This window comes from Methylophilus sp., from assembly GCF_052173275.1.
Classification (GTDB): Bacteria; Pseudomonadota; Gammaproteobacteria; order Burkholderiales; family Methylophilaceae; genus Methylophilus.
Genome location: NZ_JBQMUL010000001.1, coordinates 191,931 through 205,336, shown reverse-complemented (window position 1 = coordinate 205,336; position 13,406 = coordinate 191,931). Strand labels below are relative to the sequence as shown.

Annotated in this window: 21 protein-coding genes; all 21 read right to left on the bottom strand. The window is 42.6% G+C overall.

The window, feature by feature from the left end; translation table 11 throughout:
- Positions 1 to 53: 53 nt before the first annotated feature.
- Positions 54 to 377, bottom strand: coding sequence for a hypothetical protein (locus tag ACTS9Y_RS01265; RefSeq protein ID WP_442584214.1), 324 nt, complete (start codon positions 375 to 377; stop codon positions 54 to 56).
- Positions 378 to 469: 92 nt separating this feature from the next.
- Positions 470 to 1,255, bottom strand: coding sequence for a hypothetical protein (locus ACTS9Y_RS01260; RefSeq protein WP_442584213.1), 786 nt, complete (start codon positions 1,253 to 1,255; stop codon positions 470 to 472).
- Position 1,256: 1 nt separating this feature from the next.
- Positions 1,257 to 1,541, bottom strand: coding sequence for an HU family DNA-binding protein (locus ACTS9Y_RS01255; protein ID WP_442584212.1), 285 nt, complete (start codon positions 1,539 to 1,541; stop codon positions 1,257 to 1,259).
- Positions 1,542 to 1,618: 77 nt separating this feature from the next.
- Complete coding sequence (locus ACTS9Y_RS01250) at positions 1,619 to 1,882, bottom strand: hypothetical protein (RefSeq protein ID WP_442584211.1); 264 nt, start codon at positions 1,880 to 1,882, stop codon at positions 1,619 to 1,621.
- A gap of 31 nt (positions 1,883 to 1,913) precedes the next feature.
- Positions 1,914 to 2,324, bottom strand: coding sequence for a single-stranded DNA-binding protein (locus ACTS9Y_RS01245; RefSeq protein ID WP_442584210.1), 411 nt, complete (start codon positions 2,322 to 2,324; stop codon positions 1,914 to 1,916).
- Complete coding sequence (locus tag ACTS9Y_RS01240) at positions 2,321 to 3,370, bottom strand: recombinase RecT (RefSeq protein ID WP_442584209.1); 1,050 nt, start codon at positions 3,368 to 3,370, stop codon at positions 2,321 to 2,323. The genes ACTS9Y_RS01245 and ACTS9Y_RS01240 overlap by 4 nt, the downstream gene beginning before the upstream one ends.
- Before the next feature lie 264 nt (positions 3,371 to 3,634).
- On the bottom strand, positions 3,635 to 4,270 hold the full coding sequence (tmk, locus tag ACTS9Y_RS01235) for a dTMP kinase (protein ID WP_442584208.1): 636 nt from the start codon (positions 4,268 to 4,270) through the stop codon (positions 3,635 to 3,637).
- A gap of 101 nt (positions 4,271 to 4,371) precedes the next feature.
- The gene (locus tag ACTS9Y_RS01230; RefSeq protein ID WP_442584207.1) at positions 4,372 to 4,686 is read right to left on the bottom strand and encodes a hypothetical protein; all 315 of its coding nucleotides are present in this window, start codon (positions 4,684 to 4,686) and stop codon (positions 4,372 to 4,374) included.
- A 14-nt stretch (positions 4,687 to 4,700) separates the two neighbouring features.
- Positions 4,701 to 5,480, bottom strand: a complete 780-nt coding sequence (locus tag ACTS9Y_RS01225; RefSeq protein WP_442584206.1) for a DNA/RNA non-specific endonuclease — start codon at positions 5,478 to 5,480, stop codon at positions 4,701 to 4,703.
- A 181-nt stretch (positions 5,481 to 5,661) separates the two neighbouring features.
- The gene (locus ACTS9Y_RS01220) at positions 5,662 to 6,339 is read right to left on the bottom strand and encodes a hypothetical protein (protein ID WP_442584205.1); all 678 of its coding nucleotides are present in this window, start codon (positions 6,337 to 6,339) and stop codon (positions 5,662 to 5,664) included.
- A gap of 72 nt (positions 6,340 to 6,411) precedes the next feature.
- Positions 6,412 to 6,717 (bottom strand): hypothetical protein, encoded by a 306-nt coding sequence (locus ACTS9Y_RS01215; RefSeq protein ID WP_442584204.1) that lies wholly within the window; start codon positions 6,715 to 6,717, stop codon positions 6,412 to 6,414.
- A gap of 70 nt (positions 6,718 to 6,787) precedes the next feature.
- Positions 6,788 to 7,441, bottom strand: coding sequence for a hypothetical protein (locus ACTS9Y_RS01210; protein WP_442584203.1), 654 nt, complete (start codon positions 7,439 to 7,441; stop codon positions 6,788 to 6,790).
- An 80-nt stretch (positions 7,442 to 7,521) separates the two neighbouring features.
- The gene (locus tag ACTS9Y_RS01205; RefSeq protein ID WP_442584202.1) at positions 7,522 to 7,968 is read right to left on the bottom strand and encodes a hypothetical protein; all 447 of its coding nucleotides are present in this window, start codon (positions 7,966 to 7,968) and stop codon (positions 7,522 to 7,524) included.
- 225 nt (positions 7,969 to 8,193) lie between these two features.
- The gene (locus tag ACTS9Y_RS01200; RefSeq protein WP_442584201.1) at positions 8,194 to 8,667 is read right to left on the bottom strand and encodes a hypothetical protein; all 474 of its coding nucleotides are present in this window, start codon (positions 8,665 to 8,667) and stop codon (positions 8,194 to 8,196) included.
- A 12-nt stretch (positions 8,668 to 8,679) separates the two neighbouring features.
- Positions 8,680 to 10,491 carry a DUF4942 domain-containing protein gene (locus ACTS9Y_RS01195; RefSeq protein WP_442584200.1) on the bottom strand — a complete coding sequence of 604 codons (1,812 nt, stop codon included), beginning with the start codon at positions 10,489 to 10,491 and terminating at the stop codon, positions 8,680 to 8,682.
- Position 10,492: 1 nt separating this feature from the next.
- Entirely contained in the window at positions 10,493 to 10,654 is a 162-nt protein-coding gene (locus tag ACTS9Y_RS01190) for a hypothetical protein (RefSeq protein ID WP_442584199.1), read from the bottom strand.
- A 1-nt stretch (position 10,655) separates the two neighbouring features.
- Positions 10,656 to 10,856 carry a hypothetical protein gene (locus tag ACTS9Y_RS01185; protein ID WP_442584198.1) on the bottom strand — a complete coding sequence of 67 codons (201 nt, stop codon included), beginning with the start codon at positions 10,854 to 10,856 and terminating at the stop codon, positions 10,656 to 10,658.
- A gap of 124 nt (positions 10,857 to 10,980) precedes the next feature.
- On the bottom strand, positions 10,981 to 11,439 hold the full coding sequence (locus ACTS9Y_RS01180) for a hypothetical protein (RefSeq protein WP_442584197.1): 459 nt from the start codon (positions 11,437 to 11,439) through the stop codon (positions 10,981 to 10,983).
- A 2-nt stretch (positions 11,440 to 11,441) separates the two neighbouring features.
- Positions 11,442 to 12,056, bottom strand: coding sequence for an A1S_2505 family phage non-structural protein (locus ACTS9Y_RS01175; RefSeq protein ID WP_442584196.1), 615 nt, complete (start codon positions 12,054 to 12,056; stop codon positions 11,442 to 11,444).
- Positions 12,057 to 12,059: 3 nt separating this feature from the next.
- Positions 12,060 to 12,659 carry a hypothetical protein gene (locus ACTS9Y_RS01170; protein ID WP_442584195.1) on the bottom strand — a complete coding sequence of 200 codons (600 nt, stop codon included), beginning with the start codon at positions 12,657 to 12,659 and terminating at the stop codon, positions 12,060 to 12,062.
- Positions 12,660 to 12,830: 171 nt separating this feature from the next.
- Positions 12,831 to 13,229 (bottom strand): hypothetical protein, encoded by a 399-nt coding sequence (locus tag ACTS9Y_RS01165; protein ID WP_442584194.1) that lies wholly within the window; start codon positions 13,227 to 13,229, stop codon positions 12,831 to 12,833.
- Between the last annotated feature and the right edge of the window lie 177 nt (positions 13,230 to 13,406).

Here is a 13,406-nt window from a genome sequence, read left to right as displayed (position 1 = left end):
GTAAAAAAACCCGGCTCTGGCCGGGTTTCATATTTTTACTCTACCTCATTTGATTACTTCTCTAGTTTTCCATTTCGCACCGTCAATGCCATCTCTTTATCAAGATAAGCATCAATAATGTCACCAGGCTCACCAATTATCACTGGCCTTAAAGCCTTAACTGCTTGCCGAACGTATTTCGGAACAGCTTTAGCCTTTTCGTAGGTCTCTACCATCCGCTTTTTTCCATCATTACTTATTTCCTGACCTGCCAATGCTGGCGCAATGCTTTCCAATGTTGCACGCAATTCCTCTGGCGATTGCCCGATCTCGCATGCTACCCATCCAATCAGACGGCGTAGGTGATTTATTTGTGAAGTGGAGAGTGACTTAGCCATTTATGTATTTTCCAGAAATTTAAACCATTTTACACAATCACGGCCCGGTATATGCTGAATTAGATTTCAGAACTCAAGACTGAATCAAGAAATTACGCCCTAGACATCTCAAGCCTCGCCACCAAACCAGAAATAAAATTTTCTTTATCTGGAATATGGCCCAAAAGCTCCAACACCTCATCATTGCCCAGTGCATCTTTTAATGTACTTATAGCCTCATTAACCTTGCCTACAGATAGGTATACATTAGCCACTGCAAGCGGGTTGGTTTTGTCTGTGAACATGTTGTATGGATATAGCCTATTAACTAATTCCCGTAATTCCTTATGCTTCTCATCGAAAGTTGGAAACAGAATACGGTTAATGTCACCCATCACTGATAAAGCCTCATAAGTCTTTCTTGGTGGCTCCGGTGAATCAATATCATTTTTCTCATGGATTACCATACCTTTTTTCATTTGCCTGGTAAGAAACTCATCACTGGCTTTTTTAACTACGTTGTGTGGTTCAACCATCATTTCAGATTGTATGAAGCCTAAGAATATTCTGGGATGTATGTTGCCTCTCTGTATATTGCTTGCCAGCGTATTAAATGCAGACTGTTCTAGTGGTTCGTAAGTCTCTAATAGCCTGTATATGACATCAATGTAGGACTCACGCTTAAATTTATTCAAACCGATAATGAATGCAGATAATCCTGCTGCAATACTTACTGGCCCGGCTCCAATCACACTAAATGCCGTGAATATAACCACACCGAGAGCTATCGACTTATCGTGTCTCGGGCTGATTCCTACGAATCTGCAATGGATGTTTTTTGCCCACATCAATGCGCAAAAGTGGATTTTCTTTAAAATGTATTTTCTGTGTTTGTCCAATTTATTTCCCCTTCAGCTCTGAAGAGAAATTTACACCAGCCGTAAACTTAACTATCTTACGTTCTGGTATTGAAACGGATTGTGCTGTCCTAAAGTTCCTACCCAGATGTGCTTTACGCACTTCCACGCTTAGCGTCCCAAAGTTCTTCAATACTAATGGCTCGCCTTTTAAAAGCTGCTCTTTGCAGTTTCTAAGAAATGAACTAAGTACAGCATCTAAGTCTGACTTTTTAACTACTCCGTCAATATCTTCATGGACTAAATCAATCAGGTCCTTGATAACCATTTATAGCACTCCAATAGCTGATAACCATTCCCATAAAGCAATTTATTTACCAGCTACCGGTGCAACTACAATAAAACTTAGATACTTGATGCAATCGTCACGAAAGCCATGCCAAGGGCAACAGACGCATGCTTTGAATTCAACTTAACTAAGCCTTGCTCACGTTGCTTCAATACATTTGCCATGCCGTGCGAAATGAATAATCCTCCAGCAACAATCATCGCAATCCTGGCTGCATTCAATGAGCTGTTTTCCCCGAAATGAGAAAATGCCTCAACTGAAAGTGCGCCGGCCATGACTAACAAGCAAAGCACCATAATGCGGTCAAATACTTTGTTCATGAATTACCTCCTAAAAATTTCAAAAAAACGATCAACCCTCACGGGAACCAGAGTAGGGCATCTCAGCCCCAGGATTTACTGTCGCGTCATATCTGTACTTACGAAGCCCATGGATCTGGAAGCTGCTAATTACAATTTCAGCTCGCACCCACTCTTTTTGAGATGCGTCCGTAGTTCTGCTATAGGTCAACTCACCCTTAACAGATATTTCACTTCCAATTTTCGCCAATTTAACTAGGGCCAATGCTGTGCGGTCCAAGGCAACTATGCAGTGCTGATCAAAATGCTCCTTACGCACCTTATCCTTGCCCCCAGGCTTCTCTTCTGTCCACGTTTTACATGTCTCTAAGAAAAAGGTGCAAATGCTTCTTTCGCTTCCCTCTTTCATTTTGGGTTCAGTCATTACAAACCCTGACAGGTTTACATCATTGCTTTGGCTCACACAGTTTCCTCAAAATTTATTTGCTGTTGCTGTGTATTATTACCAGTGCGGAAGCCACGTTCAACCTTTTTTGCGCTTGTCGCGTGGTAGTTGCTCATAAGCTTTTTCATATCGCCTTCAGCAAAGGTATCCAAACCCTGTCGTTCACCGACATCGATCATATTGTCTACAGTTTCAGCTAATGATATTTCGCTGCTCATTTGTACCCACTTACGCAGTCTACGAATGACAGCAACACGCCACATTTCGCCTTCATGCTCTACCCACGCACCAGCCACCTGGTTCTTATCGTCGCGCGTTTTAGTCATTTCTTTCACGCGCTCGATATCGTGTTTCTGCATCATTTCAATGTGAGCATCTGAGTCCAATATATTCACGGTAGCGTATACCGCAATTTTTTCGCCTGGATCTTCACCAACGAACGGCGCATGCTCCAAGTCCCAGATGTACATTAGGCGGCCACTAGCAACGACTGATTTTTTCTTCAGCGTGAATTTGTCTTTTTCATAAACAATCACAGCATCAATGTCACCCACGTTGCCAGGTCTGCGCATTAACTCCAGGTAGCCCCGATACCCTATACGCATTTCAACTTCGTACTCACCAAAGTCTGAATTGTATTTCGGCATGATATGGACTAATCCAAGTGGCCCTGGCTCTAATCCAAGTTGCGCGCACAGACGCAGCGCGCCGATCACACTTTTAATCGAGCAACGAGTAACTTCAACGTTTTCGCGCGCCATACTACCCAGTGCGCCAGCCCATATTGCCGCCCGGCCAATGCCTCGATCATCATCTTGACGGAAAGCTTTAGGAAAGCATGCAGCGATGCTCTCATGCAGTTCTGGCTTAGCCATCTCTTCAATAAAGGCTTCCAGTAGCTTTTTATTCGCATCAGCTTGATTAACGATCCTGCCTTTATTGCGAGGCGGCTTTTCGCCTTTTTCAGTCTTTTTTTGCTCTTGTTGCTGTTGCATACCAGACAAGGTAAGTACATCCGTAGATGTGTCTTGGTCGCCACCACTGCTCTTGTCGATTAATGTCATACAAACCTCTTTCAATAAAAACTAACATCGAAAAAGATAGGTAGGGTTAGGACATGGGCGATAGCCCATCTTTGGTATAACCAGAAAATCCATGTTTGAATTTTCCTACAAAGATTTATCACACCTACAAATCTTTAAATATGCACCCAACCGGGCGCGGTACTGCAACGTTTATGTGAGCAATTTTATTAACTGCAAATAATCTAAGTCAATAAAACTGCCCGGATATTTCAAAAAATCTGAGTCGTGGAAAAAATACAACAATCACAGCTCGTAATGCTTTAGCCAACCAATACATTCACTCAGTATGTCCGTGGGTGACTGTGATGCGTCAATCACTACAAACTTACCCGGTCCACCAATTTTCGGGTTTGACGCTTGATCAAGGTATCCCTGACGCACGCGCTTTTGAAATTCCATGTCGTAGCCTTCGTACTTATCTACTTCGCCTTTACGGGCCGCAATACGTTCAGCTGCAAGCTCTGGATCTATATCCAGGATGATTGTTAAATCCGGAACCAGTCCTACAGTCGCCTCATCATTGATTTTTTTGATTACAGCTAAACTAATTCCCTGGCCGTATCCTTGGAAGCTAATCGAAGAGGGTAGGTATCTATCACACAGAACATACTTACCTGTTCTCAAGCCTGGCTCAATGACTTCAACAATATGTTGATGGCGTGCAGCTGCAAAAAGTAGCACTTCAGTAATCGGCTGTAGCCCGGATTCCTTCCCATCAAGCAGTAGTGATCTGATTCGTTCACCAACAATACTTGAACCCGGCTCACGGCTATGCGTGAAACTTTGCTCTTTGGAATGCAGATATTCTTTTATGCCATCCATCAATGTGGTTTTGCCAGCAGCGTTCAATCCTTCCACAACCACCCAACGACCCTTCATATTCACCCCAAAATTTAATTTAATTCCATTCTACAAAATTCCTGCATCGATTCCGCCGAATTCACCGGGCAATAAAAAGCCAGTCAATGACTGGCTCATATTTAATGTTTTGACACGCCGTATTTGTGTCTTGGCCGTTTGTTTGCCAGCAAGTGTGTAGCCCATGCTTTTACATTTGAGTTGAATTCTTTTCTGATTACCTCGGCTCTCGTATTCTCCAGGTTCAGCCCGAATTCATTTGCCCATTTCACGCTTGCTTGCCCTAGTTCAATAGCTCTCTCAAGCTCACACCGGGTTGGTGCCGCCTTATCTGCCAACAATTCAAGCGTTGCCAGGTGCCCTTCAAGTATATAGAGCATCGCATCATTCACATTTTTCACTTCACTTACCTTAATTCCAATTCCAGTTAATGCCATTTTAAATTCCTCACCTAATCGTCCATCCCGTCTGCATTATTAAATACATCTATCCCATATGTGTTCCTGAATGTTTTTAACCCCATAGGCTTTGATACAACTGCCTTTTGTATGTTTGGCATGATATGTACCCAACCCTTATTCACTACCGGGTCGTAGACCGCTTTCCAAAGGTGTGTGGGTATGTACATGCCATTGATGTTCTGTGCATTCTTTGCAAATAACACGCCAGTCACTATGTAGACATCACTGGCCGCGCGCTTAACGTACTTTCGGGTAGATTTTTCAACTTCAGCCCAGGGGCCGCGGTTCATGGATGGGTTTTGTGGGACTATGTTTGCCAGTGAAAAACTCTGATACTCCGAACTTTTGGTCGGCATGTCAGCACTTGCAGTCAGGTGGCCGCGATCATAAGCAATATTGCCTGTCATGCGATTCAGGCGTTTGAAATCATCTAGTGTTGTTCTGTATTGCCTGGGTATGCGTTCTTCTTCATGAAAAGCATCCCGCTCGCTACGGCCAACATCGTAGCCTTTGACTATCTCTCCCTTGTTTGACACTTGGGCGCTATAAAGCGGTACTCTTCCATCATTAAAAAACAGCACTGCCATTTCGTCATAGCATAAATACGATAAGCGACTCTCATTACCGCGCAGTGCCGGCATGTAGGGTTCAACATTCTTGTGGAATTGCGTTGCGCACTGGACAAAGTTATTTTCAGCTGCATCAGCTTCATGCACCAGTGATGAGAGACTTAGTAAAACTATTACCAGCGCATCTACCAGGTATTTCATTGTCGAGATGTCCATGTAAGAAATCGATAAATTGATTATATGAGTTCGGTCGGTCTATTCCGCCGATTCGTTTTTCTGTCATATAAGCAAAGTTCTTACCATCTCAGCCGCACAAATGAAAAAAAGAGGCCAATCAGAAGATTGGGCACTCTTTTATCAAATAAAACAAACTACGAAGACATTAAGCCCAAAGGGTTGAAGACGTTAAACTGTCCGGACCAAAAAACAAACCAACGCTGAGTTCTTCATGTATACAAACTTCAGCACCAGGTATTTCTTTAATCACCTTCGCACAAAATGCTTTAAAACTGGCATGTAGATCCTGCAACAATCCTGATGAGGGTGACTCATCAAACATTGCATCAATTTCCACTACCATTAAGTTGATGTGGTTCCGTTCAGTAAATTCACTGCATCCAAGTATGTCATAAGGCTCACCAGCAAATTCAGCCCTAATATCTTCAATACCGTCAGTAATAAATTCTTCTAAAGCTTCTTCATCAACATCTTTACCACAAGTCACAACTAACTTAGATTTTCCAATCCAAAGATTATCGTGGACCTGGATAGAATCGACATCAGAATACGATTGATCAGTGATGACATAGCCAGCACGATTAACGTAACCAATTTCGCTACCTAACCAGTTAACTCCATCCATTTCATAGAATGTCCAAACCTTGCGAGGGTTTGCAGCAATCGCCTTTTTAACAATATCTGAATCAACCGGATGAACAAACTTTTCCGAGAAACTTTCTTCAGACTCATTACCTACGATTGCAACTGGTAGTAACCTGGCAACAAACTCATCAAATTGGATATGACGAATGACAGGCGATGGTAGAGTATTTGTTTGCATAACTGCTCCTAAAGTAAGAACAGGCTTGCAGACCAAAACCTCAATGGGATTTAGTAACAAGCCCAAGGGGTTTTAAATAAGTGCTATTTGAGAATCAACTTTCTGGTCATTAACATCCCCAACATAAACCTGATAACGATTGCGAGAATGGCGATCAAGAACGGGGAAGGTTAACTTAGCATTAGGCTCAGCGCGTACATTTTCAATAGGTACAACTTTTACCCTAAATTCTGAAAATATTGCTTTCAACCTGTCTTTTACAAAACCAGCGTCATTTTTGGTACGAACACCATAAGAAACTATGAAGTTATCAATACGGTTATATGTACCAACGCGCTCTGAAAGTGAACAATCAACAATTAGATACTGTAGATTCATAGAATGCCTCCAAAAAAAAGAAGGGACATATCTCCCAATGACTGGAGAACATGCCCCAGACTGGGTGAAACTACTTAACTAATACAAATTCAAAAACTTCAGCTAAATCGCTGATGTTATTTAGAATGTAAGTATTACCATCGAATGCAAATTTGCCTTGTGAGACTTCAGTAAACTGCTTGTCCTTAAGATTTGATAGTGCTGCAAATTGATTCAATAGCTCTACCGATGCCTCTTCGCCCTGATTAATTGAAGTTAAATCCAATTTCATGACAGATTCAGGCATCTCATTGTTTACATCAGAGTACCAAATTATCAAGCTTCCATTGCCTGAAGTAATGACAACATCAGGCATAGTTACTAAACCATCGTCATTTAGATTCCAATCAAACATCATGGATGGGTAGCAATACTTGTAGTAAAGATATGACCCGGATTCATCTTGGCAGTTGAATTCCAAACCATCTCTACCCACAAGAATTTCTTCACCAGATAACTCATTTTCACCTTCAGCGTAATACGAATACTCAAAGTCTGCCGGCTGAAAAACTACGCGTGTTGCATAGTCATTTTCTTCCAGGTATTTCTGAGCCTTGTCTACGCTAGTTGGATCAAAAGCGAACCATGTCCTGATAGGGCTTGGAATAGCGTCTTCTGAAGTGGAAAGCGCCTCTTGATTAAACATTAAAACAACTTTAATTGGTAAATTTGCGTTGTTAATCATAACTGTCTCCGAAATAAAGAATAGACAGGCATGACAAAACCCGAATCGGGTAATGTCTTGCTTTGCCCGATAAAAGGTTTTTAGAAATAAGTAACAGAAAAGTCGCCATTAACATCCATAGCGATTCTAGGTACAACAGCTTTTGCAACATCTTCCGATTTGCGGCCACTGCGATTAACAAAGACTTTTTTAAGCTCATTATTGCCACTACAAATAACGTAGGCATGAACGAATTTTTCTTTGTTAGATTTAAATGTTCTGAATTCGTAAAAGATTGCATCATCATCTTGCGATGTGATGTCTTTTAATTCCTTCAAAACATGACTTGGTACGCGCTCAAACAGCTTTAAATCAAACGACTGGAGTTCTCCAGCTGAAAAATTAGAATAACCGTTGCAATCGCGTTTATTGAGGCTTCTAACAAAACCCGATAACTGTGGGGGAGAAAGCACATTACCTTGAGTAATGATCCCTTTATTAGCCAGATCGTCAAAAGATTTACAACCAGATTTGATTTGTTCAAACATAGATTAGCTCCTAAAGAAAATGAAGAGGCTAATGAATGCCCGAACCGGGATTATTAGCCCCAGTGGGTGAAACGAAGAATTTTCCAAAAGTGGAACATGCCACTTCAGGATTGCAGATAAGCACGGAACCCCGTACCTATGAGAGATTTAAAATTAACACAAAAAAGTGTTAGCAGCTTGGCGGACCAAAATGTGAATCCAGTTTAATCCAACATATAAAAAAAATCAATTCACCACATTCGCAGCGGCCCGGCCATTAACTGTCTGATCCACTACTATAAAATCCTGATAGCCAATGTCGTTGTAGACCACGCCGCCAATGCTCATCGCGCGATTGATCAGCCGCTTTAGCATTTCAAGGTTGTACCGCTCCCCATAAGCATCACAGAATACAAAATAATCATGTCTTGCTAGGCTTTTCATCTCTGCCAGGCTCTCGAACAAATAGTCGCTGGACTGAATCACTCTGGCAATCGGTATGGCCGTAATATCCCATACTGAAATTTCTCCGGTCGCAAAATTGATGTCATTCCAGGATAGGGCGTGCAAGTCATACAGTCGCAAACCCTTCGTCAATAATTCCAACATCAATTTTTCCATACCACTCACTGAACTCACCAGGCATTGAGCATCACTGGCCGTCACTGAAAATACACGCATAAAAAAACCCTCACCGTAATAGATAAGGGCTTTTTGCAATTACTGTACCAGTTAGGCCGCAAGGGTCAGCTGTAGCACTTCCTGTTGCTGTCCTTTTGTTGGTTTTGACTCGATACGTTTATTTATGTCAATTCCTCTTTTTGCCATATCTGATTCAATTGCGTTATATACTGCATCCGCAATGCCTTGGAATCTGCCTGGCTCGCGCTCTTCACCTTGATTTAAATACCACCATGGATTATCGTAACTACCACGCGAACAACTCTTGATTGCTTCTTCAACTGCTTTTTCAGATTTCTCCGCAGCCTCGTAATGTTTCCAGTATTCTGAGTCAGTTGCATCGACACTGGTTGGTAACCAGCGACGAATTTGACCTACCCTGAAATTTAGGCGATCAATGATATCTTTGCGAGTAGGGAAGAAGTGAATTGTGCCCACTTTATAAGACCGAATCTCGAAATAATCCGTCTTAATACGCTCTCCACTTTCCAGACGCTTTTCAGTTTCTTTGTCATTAAACGCATCGTACAGGCCAAATTCACACCCTGGCTTGCCGTCAAGCATTGCAAATACTTTGTCAAAGTCTGCCAGCTTTTGTTTAGCTTCCCAACTAACGCTCCCAAACCATCTATTGTTAGGCAATATAAAACGTGTTGTGCGGATTTTCATCCCAATCAAGTGTTTATCATTGGATTTGTAACCGCAGTAGTGAACAGCATTTTTACAATCACTTCTGTACCGGGTAACTGAATCAAAAAATTCCAGCATCATTTCTTCCTGGATTTCACCTTGCTTATCCAAAAGTCCACAAATGAAACCGTAAATATTAGCGGTATTGAACTCCAGCGACTTGATGTGTATGAAGTCAGATTCAAACTTAGCCAATGATTTTTTTGACATTTTATCACGCACTTCTGTACTGCAAAGGATGCTGGTCCAGGCACGGTTTTTAAGATCCTGATAACCTTCAGCGTATTCCACCTGAAGCTCTTTTGGCCTCATTCCCTGAATCTTGTTGTTTGTATCCGATCTCAGGTTCTCAATAGTCTGCCCAAGCATGCTCGCGTAATGGGTAAACCTGTATTTCGCAAACAGGCTTTGACGTAATGCAATATCAGATGCCTTGAACGCAACTACCAGATTTTCAATGTAATTTTTAGGGACTGCCAACGCGTGCTGCTGAAATGCCTCACCAGTAATATCTTCCACTTCCTCGCTTTGCAGCTGTGACCAGATATCCCCTACAACATCATCTGCATATGAGCTAACTTTGTTAAGGTAAATCAGCGCGATTTCTACTGCTGTTTCGCGCTCAGCCTCAATGAAAGCGTTTTCAATATACTCAACGCTCCCATGCTCTTCGATCAAGTCGCAAAGCCTTCTAGCATCATTTGAACGTGGGTTGCGAACAGACTCAGCATTCAAGATAATTACAATCTCAGCTGAATACGCAATATCCCAAGCGTGCAGTGCATGCGTTACCCCTGCATTGAACGGCGGGTTTAAAATGATGTGGCTGAACATGCTACCTGAAGAAAACTTCATAAAGTCCACGCCAACAACCTTATGACCCTTGGCGCGCAATATATCGTGCTTAGAAATATCTAATTCGATGCAATGCACACCCTTGATTTCACGGGTGATCTTATAGCGCTTTCTTTTAGTCATCACGTTAACATCGCCAAATGCCTCGCAACGCTCCCGAAACTCTTCGTCACTCTCAACGATTTCACCAGGGATCAAGTGTCCTTCACCAGCTGAAGGCTCCAGCACTGTCGTAAACTCACGGTTTTGAAACAGCTTCCAGGCACGGTCTCTTAGCTCTGGCGGGGTAGGATAGAACTGATGTACGTCAAACTGCATATCAATCACCTTCCAGCGTCAGTGTTTCATCATTGAAAGGCGACTTAACCTCTTCAGCTGAAGGCTCCAGCACTGTCGTAAACTCACGGTTTTGAAACAGCTTCCAGGCACTGTCTCTTAGCTCTGGCGGGGTAGGATAGAACTGATGTACGTCAAACTGCATATCAATCACCTTCCAGCGTCAGTGTTTCATCATTGAAAGGCGACTTAACCTCTTCAACGTCACCGCTTGTCAGGAAGCTTGAATCAATCCCAAAGATACCCTCTGTTGTCATATCTTTGTAGATGGAAATCTCAACCGGCAGCTTAGTGTCTGGGTCGATGACTACAACTTCTTTAATGAATTTTGCTACACCTTTTGTCATTCGTTTTTCTCCTTCGATAGATAGAAGATATCAAAACGAGGGGTCGTTTTTGCCGAATGGAATTGGCTTGAAACAGTCGAAAAAAAACCAGGCCGAAGCCTGGCTATGAGCTTGGGTGTTTTCTTTACTTAGCTGCTGAGAACCAGCTGGTGATAACTTCAGTAGTCGATTCTTTCGACAAGTATCTGACCATCACTATGACTGTTGTAGCTGTGAGTATCTTAAACAGATATCCCACTGCATTTGTGCTGCCACTGCCAATCCCTGAAATCGTAAAAACGACCATGAAAACCAAAATGACATAGCAGTACCATCTGATATATTTAATCACCTTCACGTTTCCGCTAAAGAAGAAATAGACTAGCGCGATAATGTAGCCAACCGAACTGATTGCATATGCCGCGCCTGAAATGCTGAATGTCCATCCCCACCATTTAACCTGTGGATTAGGAATAAACGCTGTGCCCGTAAAAAACATCGCGCTCCCGGCCAGTATCCCTGAAAGCATCATCAGGAATAAAAATGCAAACACGCCCATCATTAAAAAGCCGTTCTTGCTCAACATGTTTTTGATAAATGGCATTACTAAACCTCAATAAAATTATTAACCCACTCGATAGGCAAGCTGCAATTACCAGTCACGCCTTTAAACAGTGGTCCAATGTCCGAATCCTTAAACCCGGCCAACGTGCATCCAACGCGCGTCACGTAAAAACGCTTGTCGAGATTATCACCAGCAAACTTAATAAAATCCGAAATCGAATTTTCTACTTCATCCAGTGACAGCGACCGTACTTCTGCTTTCTTTACCGATAACTCGTTAGCATCGCGGGTCGGCAGAGCATAAGACCTACCAGCAAAACCCTTGCCAACTCCGTACACTGCGCCATATTCATTTTGTGCGATCAGTGCTGCGCCTTTACCGTGCCGGCCTTTTAGATTGCTTCCGAACACAAATACTTCGCTATACGTTGGTTGCGCCATGTCTTGATGAAACAGAATGCCCTGATGAATGTGAGACTTACGAACAAATTTGAAATTACTCGATAGGCTTTCCCAGTCTTCAGCCTCATATTCAACGTGCAGCGCGCTGATGTCGCTATATAGACCCAGAACGCCAGCCGATCCCGTTTGATCAGCCACGGTGCCATGCAGTGCTATTGTCCGGCCATTTGATTGATAAAGTTCTACCAGACCCATCTCTTACCTGACAAATGACATCCAGCGGGTAGGGTGGCCGCTTTTGTTGTACTCAATCAGGCTTAATGCGCGCATGTTGCGATAGTGCATAGTCAGCCTGAAAGCGCCAATCTCGAAGTCAGCATCGTCACATGTGCTGCTATCAATCCTTACCAAGTAAGTATCGAAGTCAGAATCTTCCTTGATTTCATACTTTCTACCCAGGTGGTCAACAAAAACAGTTCCAATTTCATCTCGTACCAGTGTAAATTTTGAGCGGCATATCTCTTTGTTGTTACTGGCAAGCAATGCATTACCGTAAGCATCGTTCACGCCCCAGTAAATAAACTGGTCAGTCATGATCAGGCTGCCGTAATTAGTAAATGAAGCTGCATCATTAGAGAACCACAAGCCTTTCACGTCATCACTGGTCTTGACTGTAATACTTTCGTCCAGGCTGTCGAACATGTATCCAATTTGGCTAGAGAACAGTTCAGCCACACACGGCTTGTTTTCGCATGCATTCACAGCGGTTTTAAATTCTTCGCTGTTTTTGCTTACGAACTCTTTATTGCCAGAAAACTTGTGGACATACTGATACAGGAAACTCAAAGTATCATCCATGTTAGATATATCACGGTCGCAAACCGCAGTTTGTTTACCCGGCTCGCAGATTTTTAACTCAAGCCCTACTGCATTGAATGACATGCTGAAGAGTAGAGCGGCAATGACTCGTAGTTTCACTTTAATGATTCCAGTATTCAGATAGCCTAATAAAGCAAAAAAGACTCCAAGCTAAGTCAATGAAGCCTTTTTCCTGCGAATTTCTTCCCGTATTTCATCAGCAAGGTTTGCCGCGCCCCTCATTAAGCGCAAATCACCTACAGCCAACTCAATAGCACTGTACTCATCGAAGTAGATAACCGTGCTTTTGTCACCGCCATTCGCTTCAAGGAATTTGATTAAGTCTTCGCTGACCGCTTGGGAGTGGAATCTGTGCCCACACTCCGGGTCAAAAAAACCATTGATTACCTTCACAGTTGAGTCGCCATCAAACTTCAGTCCAAAGTCGTAACCCTCATAATTCACAATCTGTGTACCGCCACCAGTTGCATTAAATGCAAACGATTTCAGCTTTACCTTTGGCATGTGGACCATAATCTCCAATACTTCCGGTGGATACATGTCGCTCATACAATTCCTCTCAAATTGGTTTCAATTGAGTAAATTGTATATTTTTAGATGTTCATTCCCGCCGAATGCCGGGCACATCAAAAGATGGTATTGCAAAGCCGATCCTAAAGAATTAAGATTGACTCACTTCTGCCATTGGCAAAGTTTCTTATCTCGATAAGAATTTTAATCTTCTCA

Excerpts from the sequence above, each read along its gene's own strand:
- ACTS9Y_RS01265 (WP_442584214.1), bottom strand. The coding sequence starts at position 377 with ATGGCTAAGTCACTCTCCACTTCACAAATAAATCACCTACGCCGTCTG.
- ACTS9Y_RS01255 (WP_442584212.1), bottom strand. The coding sequence starts at position 1,541 with ATGGTTATCAAGGACCTGATTGATTTAGTCCATGAAGATATTGACGGA.
- ACTS9Y_RS01250 (WP_442584211.1), bottom strand. The coding sequence starts at position 1,882 with ATGAACAAAGTATTTGACCGCATTATGGTGCTTTGCTTGTTAGTCATG.
- ACTS9Y_RS01240 (WP_442584209.1), bottom strand. The coding sequence starts at position 3,370 with ATGACATTAATCGACAAGAGCAGTGGTGGCGACCAAGACACATCTACG.
- tmk (WP_442584208.1), bottom strand. The coding sequence starts at position 4,270 with ATGAAGGGTCGTTGGGTGGTTGTGGAAGGATTGAACGCTGCTGGCAAA.
- ACTS9Y_RS01230 (WP_442584207.1), bottom strand. The coding sequence starts at position 4,686 with ATGGCATTAACTGGAATTGGAATTAAGGTAAGTGAAGTGAAAAATGTG.
- ACTS9Y_RS01225 (WP_442584206.1), bottom strand. The coding sequence starts at position 5,480 with ATGAAATACCTGGTAGATGCGCTGGTAATAGTTTTACTAAGTCTCTCA.
- ACTS9Y_RS01220 (WP_442584205.1), bottom strand. The coding sequence starts at position 6,339 with ATGCAAACAAATACTCTACCATCGCCTGTCATTCGTCATATCCAATTT.
- ACTS9Y_RS01215 (WP_442584204.1), bottom strand. The coding sequence starts at position 6,717 with ATGAATCTACAGTATCTAATTGTTGATTGTTCACTTTCAGAGCGCGTT.
- ACTS9Y_RS01210 (WP_442584203.1), bottom strand. The coding sequence starts at position 7,441 with ATGATTAACAACGCAAATTTACCAATTAAAGTTGTTTTAATGTTTAAT.
- ACTS9Y_RS01205 (WP_442584202.1), bottom strand. The coding sequence starts at position 7,968 with ATGTTTGAACAAATCAAATCTGGTTGTAAATCTTTTGACGATCTGGCT.
- ACTS9Y_RS01195 (WP_442584200.1), bottom strand. The coding sequence starts at position 10,491 with ATGCAGTTTGACGTACATCAGTTCTATCCTACCCCGCCAGAGCTAAGA.
- ACTS9Y_RS01190 (WP_442584199.1), bottom strand. The coding sequence starts at position 10,654 with ATGCAGTTTGACGTACATCAGTTCTATCCTACCCCGCCAGAGCTAAGA.
- ACTS9Y_RS01185 (WP_442584198.1), bottom strand. The coding sequence starts at position 10,856 with ATGACAAAAGGTGTAGCAAAATTCATTAAAGAAGTTGTAGTCATCGAC.
- ACTS9Y_RS01180 (WP_442584197.1), bottom strand. The coding sequence starts at position 11,439 with ATGCCATTTATCAAAAACATGTTGAGCAAGAACGGCTTTTTAATGATG.
- ACTS9Y_RS01175 (WP_442584196.1), bottom strand. The coding sequence starts at position 12,056 with ATGGGTCTGGTAGAACTTTATCAATCAAATGGCCGGACAATAGCACTG.
- ACTS9Y_RS01170 (WP_442584195.1), bottom strand. The coding sequence starts at position 12,659 with ATGGATGATACTTTGAGTTTCCTGTATCAGTATGTCCACAAGTTTTCT.
- ACTS9Y_RS01165 (WP_442584194.1), bottom strand. The coding sequence starts at position 13,229 with ATGAGCGACATGTATCCACCGGAAGTATTGGAGATTATGGTCCACATG.